Origin of the sequence: Clostridium sp. UBA7339, assembly GCF_002470865.1 — a bacterium.
GTDB lineage: Bacteria > Bacillota > Clostridia > Clostridiales > Clostridiaceae > Clostridium_J > Clostridium_J sulfidigenes.
On the sequence record NZ_DKPI01000003.1, the window covers coordinates 145,847 to 161,663 of the forward strand.

Here is a 15,817-nt window from a genome sequence, read left to right on the forward strand (position 1 = left end):
TTCTTTAAATCAGTCCAGAGAGGCTGGCAAGAAGGTAGATATAATTACAGGACACACTATATTTATGTATATAACTTCTTGCGAAAGTAAGAAGTTTTTTTATTTATATACCTTTTAATCAGTACTGAGATACTGAAAGGGGAGAAAGAAATTTCTCCTAATATTAAAAATATTAAGGAGGCTTTATATGTCAGAAATAACATTAAAAAAAGAAGCAGAAGAAACATTGGCAAAGAGATCTATTAAGGAAGAGACTAAAAGAATGGTACTTGCTATGCAGCATTTAATTGCTATGTTTGGTGCAACGGTTCTAGTACCTGTACTTACAGGACTTGACCCTTCAGTTGCTCTTGTTGCCGCAGGATGTGGTACTTTGATATTTCACCTTTGTACGAAAGGAAAAGTTCCAGTATTCCTTGGTTCTTCCTTCGCATTTATACCGGTAATAATAGCTGCGGGAGAATTAAATGGCGGAGATTTAGCATATGCACAAGGCGGATTGTTAGTTGCAGGTTTTATTTATGTAATAATTTCATTTCTTGTTAAGAAAATTGGTGTAACCACTATAAAAAGACTCCTTCCAGCCCAAGTGGTAGGACCTATGATAATAACTATAGGATTAAACCTTGTACCTACAGCTATAGGAATGGCTAGTGAAAATTTTATTATAGCAGGGATAACTTTAGCTATAGCATTATCCATTAACTTATTTGGGAAAGGTTTTTCAAAACAGTTAGCTATACTTATTGCAGTATCATCAGGGTATATACTTTCATTAATTTTTAATATAGTAGATACTAGCATAATATCTAAATCAGCATATATAGCGGTACCTAGCTTCACACTGCCTAAATTTGATATGGCATCTATACTCGTAATTGCACCAGTGGTGTTAGCAGTACTAATGGAGCATGTTGGTGATATTACTACAAATGGGCAAGTAGTTGGTAAAAACTTCATTGAAGATCCCGGTCTTAATAGAACTTTATTAGGAGATGGACTTGCAACTATGTTTTCTGCATTTATTGGAGGGCCAGCCAATACAACTTATGGAGAGAATACTGGAGTTTTAGCATTAACAAAGAACTATGATCCATCAATAATAAGAATTACAGCAATATTTGCTATAGTCCTAGGTTTTGTAGCTAAATTAGGAGGATTACTATTATCTATACCTAGTGCTGTTATGGGTGGTATTAGTATCATGTTATTTGGAATGATTTCATTAATAGGATTTAAAACTATTAAAAATGGAGATGTAACTTTTGATTGGAAAAACATTGTAGTAATAGCTACTATAATAATAATTGGTCTTGGTACTACTAATTTAGAAAAATACACTGGTATATCAATTGGAATTCCAGTTGGTGCATCTGTTAAAATAACAGGCGTAAGCTTAGCAGCTCTTGTAGGGGTTATATTAAATATGATTTTAAATTTTAAAAGTGAAAAAGAAGAAAATAGAAATGAATATGTAGCTTAACTATGCATTCATTGAAATACCACTTAATACAAAGATTATGTATTAGGTGGTATTTTTTTACATCTGATGATATAATATAATAAAATATAACATGGGGGTGTGACAATGAAAAAAGTTAAAGTTGAAGATGCTATTGGGATGGTGGTGGCCCACGATTTAACTAAGATCGTACCGGGGGAATTCAAGGGTGCTGCTTTTAAAAAAGGACATATAATAGAAGTAAAAGATATAGAAGAGTTGAAGTTTATAGGGAAAAATCACGTTTATATTATTGAAATGAATTCAGAAATGCTTCATGAAGACCAAGCAGCTTTAGAGTTAGGACAAGCAATTGGAGGAGAAAATACCTACATTAAATCACCTAGTGAGGGAAAAGTAAATATTTTAGCTGCTCGGGATGGGCTTTTGAAAATTAACACTAGTTTGTTATATGAAATTAATTATATTAAAGACATTGTAGTAAGTACATTACACAATAATACTGTTGTAGAAAAGGATACAATTGTTTCTGCTACAAAAGTAACACCGTTAGTTGTAGAAAAAAGATATATCAATCAAGTTAAGGATATATTAAGAAATGTATCAGGGATTATAGACATAATACCTTTTAAAGTTCAGAAGGTAGGAATCATTATTACTGGTACGGAAGTTTATGAAGGCATCATTACTGATAAATTTGCTCCAATACTTAAGGAAAAGGTTAGTAATTACAAAGCTATTGTTGAAGATGTCATATTTGTTCCAGATGACTTAGAAAAAACAACTAATGCTATAGAGATATTTAAGTCTAGAGGATGCAGTTTAATAATATGCAGTGGGGGAATGTCAGTAGATGCAGATGATTTAACACCTGTAGCTATTGAAAAAGTAGCTTCAGAGATAATTACCTATGGATCTCCAGTAATACCAGGAGCTATGTTTATGTTAGCATATAGTGATGATATAACTTATGTGGGGATTCCAGCTTGTGGAATGTTCTCTAAAATAACTGTATTTGATGTTTTACTTCCTAGGATAATGGCAAAGGATAAAATTAGTAAAAGAGAAATAAGTGAGTTATCTCACGGAGGGCTTTGCTTAAAATGTAATATATGTCATTATCCAATTTGTCCATTTGGGAAATAGGGAGGTATTTTATATGAGTATTACTTTACTTGAAGAAGTGAATGAGCAAGTGAAGAATGGGAATTTTGTAGCTCTTTCTATAATTACTAAGGCTTGTGGATCTTCACCTAGGGGAGAAGGTACCATAATGGGAGTTCTAAGAGATGGTACTGTAATTGGTACTATAGGTGGAGGTGCAGTTGAAGATGAAATTATAAAATCTAGTATAGAGGCTATAGAAACACAAAGAAGTGGTAGATACGAATATAGTTTGAATGAAGCTAATAAAGAGCTTAATATGGTTTGTGGAGGAAACATTGAAGTATATATAAAAGTATTAATGCCTAAGCGTAAACTTCTTATAGTTGGTGGGGGACATATTGCATTGCCACTACATTTTATAGCTAATGTATTAGGATATGATATTGTAGTTTTTGAGGATAGGGAAGAATATTGTAATTGGGAAAGATTTAAATTAGCTGATGAGCTTTTACTAGGAGATATTAAAGAAAATTTAAAAAAATATCCTATAAATAATCAATGCAGTATAGTAATTATAACTAGGGGACATTTCCATGACTATGAAGCTTTAAAAACTATTATAGATACTGAAGCAAATTATATTGGTATGATAGGAAGTAAAGTTAAGATAAAAAAAACTATATATAAATTATTAGATGAAGGATTTAACAAAGATTTGTTGAATAAAGTATATGCACCTATTGGTATAGAATTAGGTGGTGAAAGACCAGAAGATATAGCATTATCTATAATGGCAGAAATTTCATTAGTTGTAAATAATGGAAAACTAGCCCATAAAAAATTACAATAATATATAGAGAGATAAAAATTTATCTTGAATTATTGTAATATAATCAATATGTTCATAATATTTTAATTATATAAGGGTTAATTTTCTTTCTAAAAAGTAAAGTATGATAGATAATATTGTATTTTATTAATATATAAATAAAAGGGAGTTCTAAGGGGGAAAAGAATGGTAAATCGAAAAGCTTTAAAAAGTAAATCTAAAGATCAATTAAGGGGGCAGTGGAAGATACCGGTCTTAATAACACTAATAATCTTTGTAATTCAAGGAAGTATAAGTCTTGGTTCTGAGACTTTTAAAGATACTATAGGACCATCACTTCTGATAACAGTTATAAGCATAATAGTAAGCTTAAGTATAGCAATTATGAGTAATTCATTTTATCTTAAAATTTCTAGGGATAAGAAAGTTAAATTTTCTGATATACTTATCTCAGGTAAGACTTGGGGAAAAGGTATGGGTATACAGCTTTTAATAGTATTAATGTACATACCAATAATAATTATTATTGGTATAGTTGTAGGGTTTATAGCAATTCATTATAGTAACCAGATATTTATGGGTTCTTTATCAGGTAATTCTATTCCATCTTTTGAAGGCATGACAACAATGATTGTTCTGGTTACGTTAGTTTTATGTATACCAATAATTATTTTGGGTTTATATTTGTTCCCAGCAGTGATTTTAGTATGTGAAGATAATAGTAAGGGTGTAATTCAGTGTATAAAAGAAAGTTTTAAATTAATGAAAGGGAATGTATGGAGTTTATTTGTACTATACCTTAGCTTTTTAGGTTGGGTGATTTTATGTATTGTACCAGGTGTAGTTGTAGCTATAATTGCAGTTTTTTCATTTAATGAAATACTCATTACTATATTACCGTTAATTATAGGAATTAGCTTTCTATGGTTAACCCCATATATGAATACAACATTTTTGAATTTCTTTAATGAAATATCTGGATACAATAATAAACCTATATATAATGAAATTAATCCATTAAATTAACAATATGTGTTATATATCTATATAAGTTGTCTATGAATGAGATTACTTATATAATAACTTAGTATTTAGCGTAAATTAAATTTTAACTAGGTTTATATATAAATGTTTATATCATAATTAAAGAAGATGTATATCAACTTAAATCCAAAGGAATTCTTTGGATTTTTATTATTAAGTCTAATTGGAAATTAATAAACTAAAGCCTAAATTAAAAAAATATTACTTCAAGATTTAAGATTGTATATAAATGCTATTGTTTGTTATGAATAAAGATGATAGATTTATAATAGATTACATTAAAGATAAAATATATTAATTAGCTATGTATTGGATAAATATAAATATAAATATAAATAAATGATTAGGTGATGAAATGAAGATAGTATGTTCAATAGGTCCTAATGTTAAGACCTTAAATGATTTAGATAAGTTTGTAAATGCAGGAATGAATTCAATGAGATTGAATTTTTCTCATATAGAAAATGATACAGCTAAAAAACAAATTAAGTATATGAAGGAGAATTATCCTGATATTTCTATTATTCAAGATTTACAAGGCAATAAAATTAGAGTATCTAATTTGTTTAATGGCCAATTAAGGGTTAACTTTGGAGAAACCGTATATTTTTGTAGTGAAGAATTTTTTAAAGAAAATCTTAGACATAGTGGAAAGAATACATTAATTCCAATTTCTTTTCAAGGACAATTTACATGGCTTTCTAAATGCAAAAAAATTCTTATGAAGGATGGAACAATGGAATTTAATGTTGTAGGAAAGCTTAAGGATAAAGAGGCAATAAAGGCAGAAGTCGTTTTAGGTGGCATGGTTAGAGGTGAGAAGGGGTTAAATGCTCCGGGAATGGATAGGTTGGGTATGACGTTAACCATAAAGGATAAGAAGGATATTGAATTTGGCCTATTAAGTGGTGTGGATATAATATGTCTTTCCTATGTTACGAGAGAATCTGATATTCTAGAATTAAAGGAATATATAAAAAAAGTAAAGAAATATAATCCTCAAATTATTATGCCTAAAATTTGGGCAAAAATAGAGTGTAAAGAAGGAATTCTTAATTTTGATTCTATTTTAAAATCTGTTGATGGAATTATGCTAGGTAGGGGAGATTTATTCTCGGAATTGGACATAATGGAAATTCCTTTTGTACAGGATGAAATAATAGGAAAGATGAAATCTGAAAAAAAGGAGCTTATAATCGCAACCTATGTGTTAGATTCTATGAGAAGTGCCCGAAAACCTAAAATTCCTGAATTAGATGATTTATATAATTTTATAAAAAATAAGGTTGATGGAATTATGCTAGCTGGAGAAGTTGGGATAGGTAAAAATCCTCTCCATGTTATAAGATTTACTAAAGAATTTATAGATAAATATAGTTATCTTAGTTAAGAAAAAAATGAAGATGGATATAAAATTTATATCCATCTTCATTTTAGAATTAATTAACTATTTAGTCTAGTTTAGTTATATTTTAGGAATAAATTCTATATATTTACATCGGGTTCAATGATATAATTAAATATAGATAGTGTAAAAACTCTACACTAACCTAAGCATATAGGGGGGATTATTATGAATAAAGATTTACAGAAGGAAAAGATACAAGAAATATATAATGAAATTACTAGATTAACAGAAGAATTATCAAAAATTCAATGTACTCATAATGAATGTGAAGAATGTCCTTTTAGAGAATTGACAACAACTGATTCTAATCAAACACTTGATTGTGGTGGATTTATTGATTTATTCATGTATAATTAATAAGTCCTTATAATTATTTAAAATGTAGAGCAAAAGCAATAGACTTAATTTTGTCTATTGCTTTTAAACATATATTAATGAAAATGTATATAAACTATTTTCCTAAGTTAAATATATCTAAATCTTTAACTTTCAATCCTCGTTTCATTACTGTTACCATGGCTCTTAAGGTGTCGAGAGAAGTCATTAATGAAACTCCTGATTCTACAGCTGTTCTTCTAAGTTTAAAGCCATCGCGCTGAGAGTCATTTCCTCTAGTTGGTGTATTAACTATCATATTTATAGATTTATTTCTGATAGAATCTACTATATCAGGTTTTCCTTCACCAATTTTATTAACTATTTTTGCATCTATACCTTCAATTTGAAGCATTTTTGCAGTTCCTTCTGTGGCTACTATCTTACAGCCAAGTAAGTTCATTTCTTTAGCTAGTATTAAGAATTCATCTTTGTCACTATTATTTATGGTTGCAAGTAATTTGTCTCCAGACTTTAAAATTGGTCTTTTGGCAGCCAAGAAACCCTTCATCATAGCTTCATCAAAGGTATGTCCTACACCAAGAACTTCTCCAGTGGATCTCATTTCAGGTCCAAGACTTACTTCAACCTTTGGAAGCTTTTCAGTAGAGAATATAGGTACTTTTACAGTTACAAAGTCAGGTTCAGCACATATTTGTTCCTTATATCCCATATCTTCTAGAGATTCTCCAAGCATGGCGCGAGTAGCTAATTCAACTATAGGTACATTAGTAACCTTGCTTATATATGGAACAGTACGAGAAGCTCTAGGGTTAACCTCTATGATAAAAATTTCTCCTTCAAACTCAATGAACTGAATATTTATCATGCCAAGAACTTTAAGCTCTAAAGCAATCTTCTTTGTATATTCAAAGATAGTATTCTTAGATTTGTCAGATATATTTTGAGAAGGATATATGCTTATAGAATCTCCAGAGTGGACTCCGGCTTTTTCAAGGTGTTCCATAATTCCTGGAATTAAAATACTTTTACCATCACAGATAGCATCCACTTCAATCTCTCTACCAACTAAGTATCTATCAATCAAAACAGGATTTTTATGATCTCTTTTAAACGAATTCTCCAAATACTTTTTAAGCTCCTTTTCTCTATAGGTGATTTCCATACCTTGACCACCTAACACATAAGAAGGTCTAACAAGTACAGGATATCCAAGGTTCTCAGCACCAACAATTCCTTCATCAAGGTTCCATACTGCAATTCCTTTAGGTCTATTAATATCAAGATCTTCAAGCATAGCATCAAATCTTTCTCTATCTTCGGCCCTATCTATACCATCAGCATCAGTACCTAAAATCTTAATTCCATTTTCTCTTAGAAACTTAGATAGTTTTATAGCAGTTTGACCACCAAATTGAAGAATTACACCTTCAGGTTTTTCCTTGTTGATTATGTTGAGTACATCTTCTTCAGTTAGAGGTTCAAAGTAAAGTTTATCTGATATATCAAAGTCTGTTGATACAGTTTCTGGGTTATTATTTACAATTATAGTTTCGATGCCTTTTTTCTTAAGAGCTCCAACAGCATGAACAGAGCAGTAATCAAACTCAATCCCTTGTCCGATTCTAATAGGACCTGAACCTATAACCATTACTTTTCTTTTATCAGATACAACTACTTCGTCAAATTCTTCATAGGTTGAATAGTAGTATGGTGATATGGCATCAAACTCTCCAGCGCAAGTATCTACCATCTTATAGGTTGGCATAATGTTATACAGCTTTCTAAGAGTATACAACTCTATAGGGCTAATATCCATTAAGTCTGCAATACCTTTGTCTGAAAAACCCTTTTTCTTTAATAGATTTAAATATTCTTTATTTAAATCTTCTAACTTAGCAGTTTTTAAGAATTCTTCTTGTTCTACTATCCATTTTATTTTATTTATAAAGAAGGTATCTATTCCTGTAACCTCTGATAATTTCTCAACTAGATATTTTCTTCTAAGCATTTCAGCTAGATCAAAGACTCTTTCATCATCTGGCACCATTACGCTACTCTTTAACTGAGACAAAGTTTTTTCCTGAGATGGCTTATGATCTAACACATATTTTCCTATTTCTAAGGAGCGAATTCCTTTTAGGAAGGCAGCCTCAAAATTTGATCCAATAGCCATGATTTCTCCTGTTGCCATCATTTTAGTTCCTAAGGATTTATTGGCATTTTTAAATTTATCAAAAGGCCATTTTGGTATTTTCACAACTACATAATCAAGAGCTGGCTCAAAGGAGGCCATTGTTTTACCAGTAACGGAGTTTACAATTTCATCTAGGGTATATCCAAGGCCAATTTTTGCAGCTACCTTTGCTATGGGATATCCTGTAGCTTTTGATGCAAGGGCAGAAGAACGAGAAACTCTAGGGTTTATCTCAATTACAGCATACTCAAAACTATTAGGATTTAAAGCAAACTGGACATTACATCCTCCAATAATTCCTACTTCATCTATGATTCTCAAGGCTGAAGTTCTAAGCATTTGATATTCTTTATCAGAAAGGGTTTGAGAAGGAGCTACAACTATGGAATCTCCTGTATGAACACCAACAGGGTCTATGTTTTCCATATTACACACGGTTATGCAATTTCCTTTAGAGTCACGCATAACTTCATATTCAACTTCTTTCCATCCTTTAATACTTTTTTCTAAAAGAACTTGATTTACAGGGCTAAGATAAAGACCATTTTCTAATATGGTAATTAGCTCTTCTTCAGTATCTGCAATACCACCGCCAGTACCACCAAGGGTGTAGGCAGGTCTTACAATTACAGGGTAACCAATCTTTTTAGCAAAGTTAACTCCAGAATCTACATCATTTACTATATCTGACTCAATAACAGGTTCGTTGATTCTTTCCATTAATGCCTTAAATAAATCTCTGTCTTCACCTTTTTTTATAGACTCTACCGAAGTTCCTATGATTTTAACTCCATATTTATCTAATATACCTTTTTCAGCGAGTTCTATAGTTAGGTTTAAACCTGTTTGTCCACCCATCCCTGATAAAATGCTGTCTGGTTTTTCTTTTACTATAATTTTCTCAATAAACTCAGTAGTTAATGGCTCTATATATATTTTATCTGCCACTTCCTTGTCAGTCATTATGGTTGCAGGGTTAGAGTTTATTAGTATGGTTTCTATCCCTTCTTCCATAAGTGCTCTACAAGCTTGAGTTCCAGAATAGTCGAACTCAGCAGATTGTCCTATTACTATTGGACCAGATCCTATTATTAATACTTTTTTTATGTCATTTCTCTTACTCATTGATTATTCCTCCTACATGAAAGCTCACTGTCTTTCTTAATGTAATTTATTTTATTAAGCTTAAAAAACTATCAAATATAACGTTATTTTCTTTAGGTCCTGGTGATGCTTCTGGATGATATTGTACACTTGCTATTGGCAATTTTTTATGCATCATACCTTCTAAGGTGCCGTCATTTACACTGACATGAGTGATGTCCATATCAACAGGTAACTTAGAAACATAGTAGCCATGATTTTGACTAGTTATGTATACCTTACTTGATATAATATCTTTCACTGGGTGATTAGATCCTCTATGACCAAACTTTAGTTTACTAGTTTCTCCACCAAAGGCCCAAGCTAAAAGTTGATGTCCAAGGCAAATTCCGCAAGTAGGTTTTGAAGTTGCTAATTTTACTACTTCTTTAACTATATTATCTAATTTCATAGGGTCTCCAGGACCATTAGATAGAAATATTAAATCTGGGTTTGTAGAAAGAATTTCTTCAGCCTTTGAGGTAGCTGGAAACACAGTTAGTCTACAATTTCTTTCTTTGAAACTTCTCAAGATATTTGATTTAACTCCAAAATCCATAACGGCAACATGTGGTCCACTGCCTTGTATTTCATATATTTCATCAGTAGATACTTTATACACAGCATCATCATTTTGGAATTTTTCCAACTTATCCTTTATATCTTCTAAGGATAAGTTTTTAGTTGTTATATAACCCTTCATTGATCCATGGTCTCTAAGAATTTTCGTAAGGGCCCTTGTATCGATACCTTCTAGTCCAAAAATCTTGTTTTCTATAAGATATCCATCTAACTCCATCTCACATCTGAAGTTTGAAGGATTATTAGATTTTTCTCTTACAATAAACCCCTTAACTTTTGGAGAAGAAGATTCTAAATCCTCTAAATTAATTCCATAATTTCCAATTAAGGGATAGGTCATAGTTACAATTTGACCATAATAAGATGGATCAGTAAGAGTTTCCTGATACCCAGTCATAGATGTATTAAATACTACTTCTCCAACGGTATCATCAATGTATCCAAAGGCTTTACCTTTGAATTCCATTCCGTTTTCTAATATAAGTTTTGCTTCAATATTTTTTGTTTTCAAGAAAAACCCTCCAATCAAAATAATTAATGTACAACAAAAAGGACAACAAACAAAGCAAATTATTAGATGCTCTATTTATTATCCTATGGGTTTCTCTTTAAAATAATTATAATTCTAGCCATTATTCCTGTCTCCCTTCTTGGCCTCTCTGGACCAACTTAAAAGTAGATTTATCTTTTTGATTTTATAAAAAAATTTTTCAAATGTCAATAATAAAATAAATATATTATTATAAAATATAATTTTTAATGAAGTATATAGCAAATATTTGTTGAATAAATCTAATAAAATTACTAACAATAAATTCAGGAGGTGATAACAAATGAGTGAAAACAATAATTTTAAAAATAATGGTTTGAAAAATGATAATAATCTCCAAGGATTAAATTCAAAGGCTATTGGTAATTATACTAAAGGGGCCGTAGAAAATTTTGAAAATAAAATTGTTAGTGAAACAAATTATTTAGAGAAAGTAAATGAAAATTTAGATAAATAAAAATATTTATAAATAAGCTTAGGTAAATTTAATTTTATCTAAGCTTATTTTTGTTAATTTTTATTAAATTCCATTGCAAATATAAATTAATTATATATTATATTAATTATTAGAAGTATTTAAGGAGTATATTATGAGTTGTTTAGGAAATATTATTTGGTTTGTATTTGGAGGATTAGTTGCAGGGTTGCAATGGTTTTTAACAGGTCTTTTATGGTGTATAACTATTGTGGGAATACCAGTTGGTATTCAGTGTTTTAAGTTAGCTAAACTACAATTTGCACCTTTCGGAAAAGAAGTTATTACAACAAATGATAGTAGTATGGGATTTTTTCTGAATATATTATGGGTAATATTTGGAGGTTTGCTCCTTGCAATAACCAATATAATAAGTGCATTTTTACTGTCTATAACTATAATAGGGATACCTTTTGCTGCTCAATCATTAAAAATGGCAAAATTATCTTTAGCACCATTTGGAAAAGATGTAATATAAGAATTGATTTAATAGGTTATATTTATGATTATTGTAGTATTAAAGTAATTATATAGGAGGAGTTATGAGAGATATATCAGAATTAAAGGGGAAGATTTTTAGACACTTCAAAGGGGATTTATATTTACTTGAGGATTTTGTAATAAATTCAGAAACGCAAGAAAAGATGGTGCTATATAGAGCATTATATGGGGAGTGTGGATTGTTTGTAAGACCATATAAGATGTTTATAGAAGAAGTACCTAAAAATAAGGTTAATCCAACAGGACAAAGGTATAGATTTCAAGAGATAATAGTAGAAAGTAAAAATATTTGAAGTAAAGAATAGTATAAAATATAAATCTATGTTATAATAGTAATCGTATGTTTTAAAGAAAAGTTCAAGAGGTTTTACCCAATGGGTAAGACTTTTTTAATGATAATTGGAGGTAACGTTATGATTAGTACTACAGGAGTTAGTTTAAGATACGGAGGACGTAAACTTTTTGAGGATGTTAATATTAAGTTCACAGAAGGTAATTGTTATGGATTAATAGGAGCAAATGGTGCAGGGAAGTCTACATTTCTTAAAATATTATCCGGAGATATAGAACCTAATACAGGCGAAGTTAATATAACACCAGGACAAAGATTAGCAGTTTTAAAGCAAGATCACTTTGCTTATGATGAAGAAGAAGTACTAAGAACTGTAATTATGGGTCATCCTAGATTAATTGAAATTATGAATGAAAAGGATGCTCTTTATGCTAAAGAAGATTTTAGTGATGAAGATGGTATAAGAGCCTCTGAGCTTGAAGGTGAGTTTGCAGATCTTAATGGTTGGGAAGCTGAAAGTGAAGCAGCTACATTACTTCAAGGACTCGGGATAACAGAAGATTTACATTACAAGTTAATGAAGGATTTAAATGGTTCAGAGAAGGTTAAAGTCTTACTTGCACAAGCCTTATTTGGTCATCCAGATATTCTTTTACTTGACGAGCCTACCAACCACTTAGATATTAAATCTATAGCTTGGCTTGAAAATTTCTTAATGGATTTTGAGGGAACTGTTATTGTGGTATCCCACGATAGACACTTCCTAAATAAAGTATGTACTAATATGGCTGATGTAGACTTTGGAAAAATTCAAATGTATGTTGGTAACTATGATTTCTGGTATGAATCAAGTCAATTAGCATTACAAATGTCTAAGGATCAGAATAAAAAGAAAGAAGAAAAAATTAAAGAGCTTCAAAACTTTATAGCTCGTTTTAGTTCTAATGCATCAAAAGCTAAGCAAGCAACTAGTAGAAAGAAGCAATTAGATAAATTAACTCTTGATGATATTAAGCCATCTTCAAGAAGATATCCATTTGTAGGATTTAAAGCGGATAGAGAAGCTGGTAATGATTTGTTAGTTGTTGAGAATCTATGTAAGACTATTGATGGTGTTAAAGTTTTAGATAATGTAAGTTTTATGATATATAAGAATGATAAGGTAGCATTTTTAGGAGATGGTATTGCTAAAACCACTTTATTTAAAATATTGATGGGTGAAATGGAACCAGATAGTGGAAGCTATAAATGGGGGATAACTACATCTCAATCGTATTTCCCATCTGATAACTCTGAGTTCTTTGAGAGTTGCGATCTAAATCTTGTGGATTGGTTAAGACAATTTTCAGAAGAAAAGGCGGAAAGTTTTATAAGAGGATTCCTTGGAAGAATGTTATTCTCAGGAGAAGAAGCATTAAAGCAAGCATCTGTGCTATCTGGAGGGGAAAAAGTTCGTTGTATGCTATCAAAGATGATGTTAAGTGGAGCTAACGTATTAATCTTAGATGAGCCTACAAACCACCTAGATCTTGAATCCATAACAGCAGTTAATAATGGATTAATTAACTTTGCTGGAACTATATTATTTACATCCCATGACCATCAGTTTATTAATACTGTTGCAAATAGAATAATAGAAATTATTCCTGGTGGTGTAATTGATAAGAATATGACTTATGATGAGTATTTAGAATTAAAATAGAGCTTAGGTTGATATAAAAATTACTTTTGTAGTAGATAGGCATTAAATGAATAAATTAACATTTAACTTGTATAAATATTAATTTATTTAGTTGACAATTTACCATTATTTATTTATAATACAAATAATATAAAATTTAATATGGAAATTCTATGAAAAGGACAGTACTTTCTTTATTAATTCTTAAAGCGAGTGAAGGTTGGTGTGAGCTTCACAAGAATAAAAGAATCTTAACAAGTAATTGTAGGGAAATTTATTTATAATAAATTAGGAAGAGAACCTTGGAGAAGCTGCCCCAAAGGATTACTTAGTAGGGTTAGTCGTGAAAAGCGTTAAAATTATGAGTGGACTTTTTAAAAAAGTCAATTAGAGTGGTACCACGGGTATATAACCGTCTCTTTCCAATGGAAAGAGACGGTTTTTTATATGCATTTTGAAATTTTAATAAATAAAAGAGTTAGAAATAAAAAGGAGGATTTATTATGGAGTATAAAAATATAATAGCAGAAAATTTATGTAAGCATATAGATATGGAAAAGGAAACAATAGAAAGACTTGTTGAAAACCCACCAAAACCAGAAATGGGGGACTTTGCATTCCCGTGTTTTCAGTTAGCAAAATCTATGAAGAAAGCACCAAATATGATAGCTCAAGATCTAAAAGGATTACTTGGTAATTTAGATGGATTTGAAAAAATAGAAGCTTTTGGTCCTTATATAAACTTTTTTGTAGCTAAAAATGATTTTATGAAAGAAATTATTGAAAAAGTATTAAATGAGAAAGAGAATTATGGAAGTACAAAAGAAGGAGTAGGCAAAAATGTAATTGTTGAATATTGTTCAGCTAATATTGCAAAGCCATTTCACGTAGGACATTTATATACTACTATGATTGGTAATTCTCTTTATAAAATATTTAATTCTCAGGGATATAACGCTATAGGGATAAACCACTTAGGAGACTGGGGAACACAATTTGGTAAACTTATATATGCATATAATCATTGGGGTGATGAGAAAGCTTTAGAGGAAGAACCGATTAAAGAAATGTTAAGGGTTTATGTAAAATTTCATGATGAAGCAGAAAAAAATCCTGCTCTTGATGATGAAGGAAGAAAGCATTTTAAACTTCTAGAGGATGGTAATGAAGAAGAAGTTAAGCTGTGGACTAAATTTAAAGACTTAAGCTTAAAGGAATTTGATAAATTATTTAATATGTTAAATGTGAAATTCGATTCTTTTGCTGGTGAAAGCTTCTATCAAGATAAAATGGATGCTGTCATTGATGAAATAGAATCTAAAGGGTTATTAACGGAAAGTAATGGTGCTAAGGTTGTTATGTTAGAGGAGCTTAATATTCCACCTTGTATAATAAAGAAGGCAGATGGAGCTACAATATATGCCACTCGTGATTTAGCAGCTATGTTCTATAGAAAGAAAACCTATGATTTTTATAAGAATATATATGTAGTTGCAAAGGATCAATCCCTTCACTTTAAACAAGTATTTAGCACAGTTAAAAAGATGGGCTATGATTGGGCTGATGATTGTATACATGTACCATTTGGCTTAGTTCGTTTCCCAGATAAGAAGCTTTCTACAAGAAAAGGCGATGTAGTATTCCTTGAGGATTTGTTAAACGAAGCTGTAGTTAAAACAGAAGAAATAATAAATGAGAAAAATCCTACATTAGAAAATAAAAAAGAAGTAGCTAAGAAGGTAGGAATTGGAGCAGTTGTCTTTGCTTATCTTAAAAACTCAAGAGAGAGAGACATAATCTTTGATTGGGATGAAATGCTTAGCTTTGAAGGAGAAACTGGACCATATGTTCAATACACTTATGCTAGAGGAAAGAGTATTTTAAGAAAATTAGGAGAAGGTACTGGAGAAGTTGATTATGGTAAGCTTATTTCAGAGGAAGAGTTTGAACTAGTTAAAACTTTATCTGGGTTTAATAATTCTATTAAGCAGGCTTTGGATAAACTACAACCAAGTATAGTTACAAGATTTACTATAGATGTAGCTAAAGCTTTTAATAAATTCTATAATTCTATAAATATATCTAATTCAGAGGACGAAGTAACAAAGAATACCAGATTAGCTTTAGTTAAAGCTACTCTTCAAGTAATAGAAAGTGGATTACATCTTATAGGTCTTGAAACAGTAGATGAAATGTAATAAAAGATTAAT

13 protein-coding genes and 1 other annotated feature are annotated in these 15,817 nt (G+C 30.4%); of the genes, 11 read left to right on the top strand and 2 right to left on the bottom strand.

The features are described 5' to 3' along the window. The first annotated feature begins 187 nt into the window (after positions 1 to 187). The 6 genes from B2S02_RS00960 to B2S02_RS00985 all read left to right on the top strand — a co-directional run bounded on the left by B2S02_RS00960 (position 188) and on the right by B2S02_RS00985 (position 6,207). Positions 188 to 1,483 (top strand): uracil-xanthine permease family protein, encoded by a 1,296-nt coding sequence (locus B2S02_RS00960; RefSeq protein ID WP_346848095.1) that lies wholly within the window; start codon positions 188 to 190, stop codon positions 1,481 to 1,483. Positions 1,484 to 1,588: 105 nt separating this feature from the next. Further along, positions 1,589 to 2,608 carry a molybdopterin-binding protein gene (locus B2S02_RS00965; RefSeq protein ID WP_346920145.1) on the top strand — a complete coding sequence of 340 codons (1,020 nt, stop codon included), beginning with the start codon at positions 1,589 to 1,591 and terminating at the stop codon, positions 2,606 to 2,608. A 13-nt stretch (positions 2,609 to 2,621) separates the two neighbouring features. Beyond that, a complete protein-coding gene (locus B2S02_RS00970) occupies positions 2,622 to 3,419 on the top strand; it encodes an XdhC family protein (protein WP_346892063.1) in 798 nt (265 codons plus the stop codon). 165 nt (positions 3,420 to 3,584) lie between these two features. Then, on the top strand, positions 3,585 to 4,424 hold the full coding sequence (locus B2S02_RS00975; protein ID WP_346848098.1) for a DUF975 family protein: 840 nt from the start codon (positions 3,585 to 3,587) through the stop codon (positions 4,422 to 4,424). A gap of 373 nt (positions 4,425 to 4,797) precedes the next feature. Next, positions 4,798 to 5,832, top strand: coding sequence for a pyruvate kinase (locus B2S02_RS00980; RefSeq protein WP_346848099.1), 1,035 nt, complete (start codon positions 4,798 to 4,800; stop codon positions 5,830 to 5,832). 183 nt (positions 5,833 to 6,015) lie between these two features. Then, complete coding sequence (locus tag B2S02_RS00985; protein ID WP_150844223.1) at positions 6,016 to 6,207, top strand: hypothetical protein; 192 nt, start codon at positions 6,016 to 6,018, stop codon at positions 6,205 to 6,207. 94 nt (positions 6,208 to 6,301) lie between these two features. Here the strand turns inward: B2S02_RS00985 and carB are convergent, their stop codons facing one another. Further along, positions 6,302 to 9,508 carry a carbamoyl-phosphate synthase large subunit gene (gene carB / locus B2S02_RS00990; protein ID WP_346876185.1) on the bottom strand — a complete coding sequence of 1,069 codons (3,207 nt, stop codon included), beginning with the start codon at positions 9,506 to 9,508 and terminating at the stop codon, positions 6,302 to 6,304. Between the two features lie 46 nt (positions 9,509 to 9,554). Continuing rightward, positions 9,555 to 10,604: a carbamoyl phosphate synthase small subunit gene (locus tag B2S02_RS00995; RefSeq protein ID WP_346876245.1), complete on the bottom strand. Its 1,050-nt coding sequence runs from the start codon at positions 10,602 to 10,604 to the stop codon at positions 9,555 to 9,557. Positions 10,605 to 10,941: 337 nt separating this feature from the next. Between B2S02_RS00995 and B2S02_RS01000 the strand changes: the two genes are divergently transcribed. From B2S02_RS01000 to argS, 5 genes are all read left to right on the top strand, one after another. Further along, positions 10,942 to 11,115 (top strand): hypothetical protein, encoded by a 174-nt coding sequence (locus B2S02_RS01000; RefSeq protein WP_346848101.1) that lies wholly within the window; start codon positions 10,942 to 10,944, stop codon positions 11,113 to 11,115. A 133-nt stretch (positions 11,116 to 11,248) separates the two neighbouring features. Next, a complete protein-coding gene (locus B2S02_RS01005; RefSeq protein ID WP_346848102.1) occupies positions 11,249 to 11,611 on the top strand; it encodes a YccF domain-containing protein in 363 nt (120 codons plus the stop codon). Positions 11,612 to 11,675: 64 nt separating this feature from the next. After that, positions 11,676 to 11,927 (top strand): DUF1653 domain-containing protein, encoded by a 252-nt coding sequence (locus tag B2S02_RS01010; RefSeq protein ID WP_035132998.1) that lies wholly within the window; start codon positions 11,676 to 11,678, stop codon positions 11,925 to 11,927. Between the two features lie 120 nt (positions 11,928 to 12,047). Further along, positions 12,048 to 13,628, top strand: coding sequence for an ABC-F family ATP-binding cassette domain-containing protein (locus B2S02_RS01015; RefSeq protein ID WP_346876246.1), 1,581 nt, complete (start codon positions 12,048 to 12,050; stop codon positions 13,626 to 13,628). Between the two features lie 143 nt (positions 13,629 to 13,771). Further along, positions 13,772 to 14,030 (top strand) — a binding site (T-box leader). 80 nt (positions 14,031 to 14,110) lie between these two features. After that, positions 14,111 to 15,805, top strand: coding sequence for an arginine--tRNA ligase (argS, locus tag B2S02_RS01020; protein ID WP_346848103.1), 1,695 nt, complete (start codon positions 14,111 to 14,113; stop codon positions 15,803 to 15,805). Positions 15,806 to 15,817 lie beyond the last annotated feature (12 nt).

Coding starts and splice junctions, on each gene's coding strand:
- B2S02_RS00960 (WP_346848095.1), top strand. CDS start 188: ATGTCAGAAATAACATTAAAAAAAGAAGCAGAAGAAACATTGGCAAAG.
- B2S02_RS00965 (WP_346920145.1), top strand. CDS start 1,589: ATGAAAAAAGTTAAAGTTGAAGATGCTATTGGGATGGTGGTGGCCCAC.
- B2S02_RS00970 (WP_346892063.1), top strand. CDS start 2,622: ATGAGTATTACTTTACTTGAAGAAGTGAATGAGCAAGTGAAGAATGGG.
- B2S02_RS00975 (WP_346848098.1), top strand. CDS start 3,585: ATGGTAAATCGAAAAGCTTTAAAAAGTAAATCTAAAGATCAATTAAGG.
- B2S02_RS00980 (WP_346848099.1), top strand. CDS start 4,798: ATGAAGATAGTATGTTCAATAGGTCCTAATGTTAAGACCTTAAATGAT.
- B2S02_RS00985 (WP_150844223.1), top strand. CDS start 6,016: ATGAATAAAGATTTACAGAAGGAAAAGATACAAGAAATATATAATGAA.
- carB (WP_346876185.1), bottom strand. CDS start 9,508: ATGAGTAAGAGAAATGACATAAAAAAAGTATTAATAATAGGATCTGGT.
- B2S02_RS01000 (WP_346848101.1), top strand. CDS start 10,942: ATGAGTGAAAACAATAATTTTAAAAATAATGGTTTGAAAAATGATAAT.
- B2S02_RS01005 (WP_346848102.1), top strand. CDS start 11,249: ATGAGTTGTTTAGGAAATATTATTTGGTTTGTATTTGGAGGATTAGTT.
- B2S02_RS01010 (WP_035132998.1), top strand. CDS start 11,676: ATGAGAGATATATCAGAATTAAAGGGGAAGATTTTTAGACACTTCAAA.
- B2S02_RS01015 (WP_346876246.1), top strand. CDS start 12,048: ATGATTAGTACTACAGGAGTTAGTTTAAGATACGGAGGACGTAAACTT.
- argS (WP_346848103.1), top strand. CDS start 14,111: ATGGAGTATAAAAATATAATAGCAGAAAATTTATGTAAGCATATAGAT.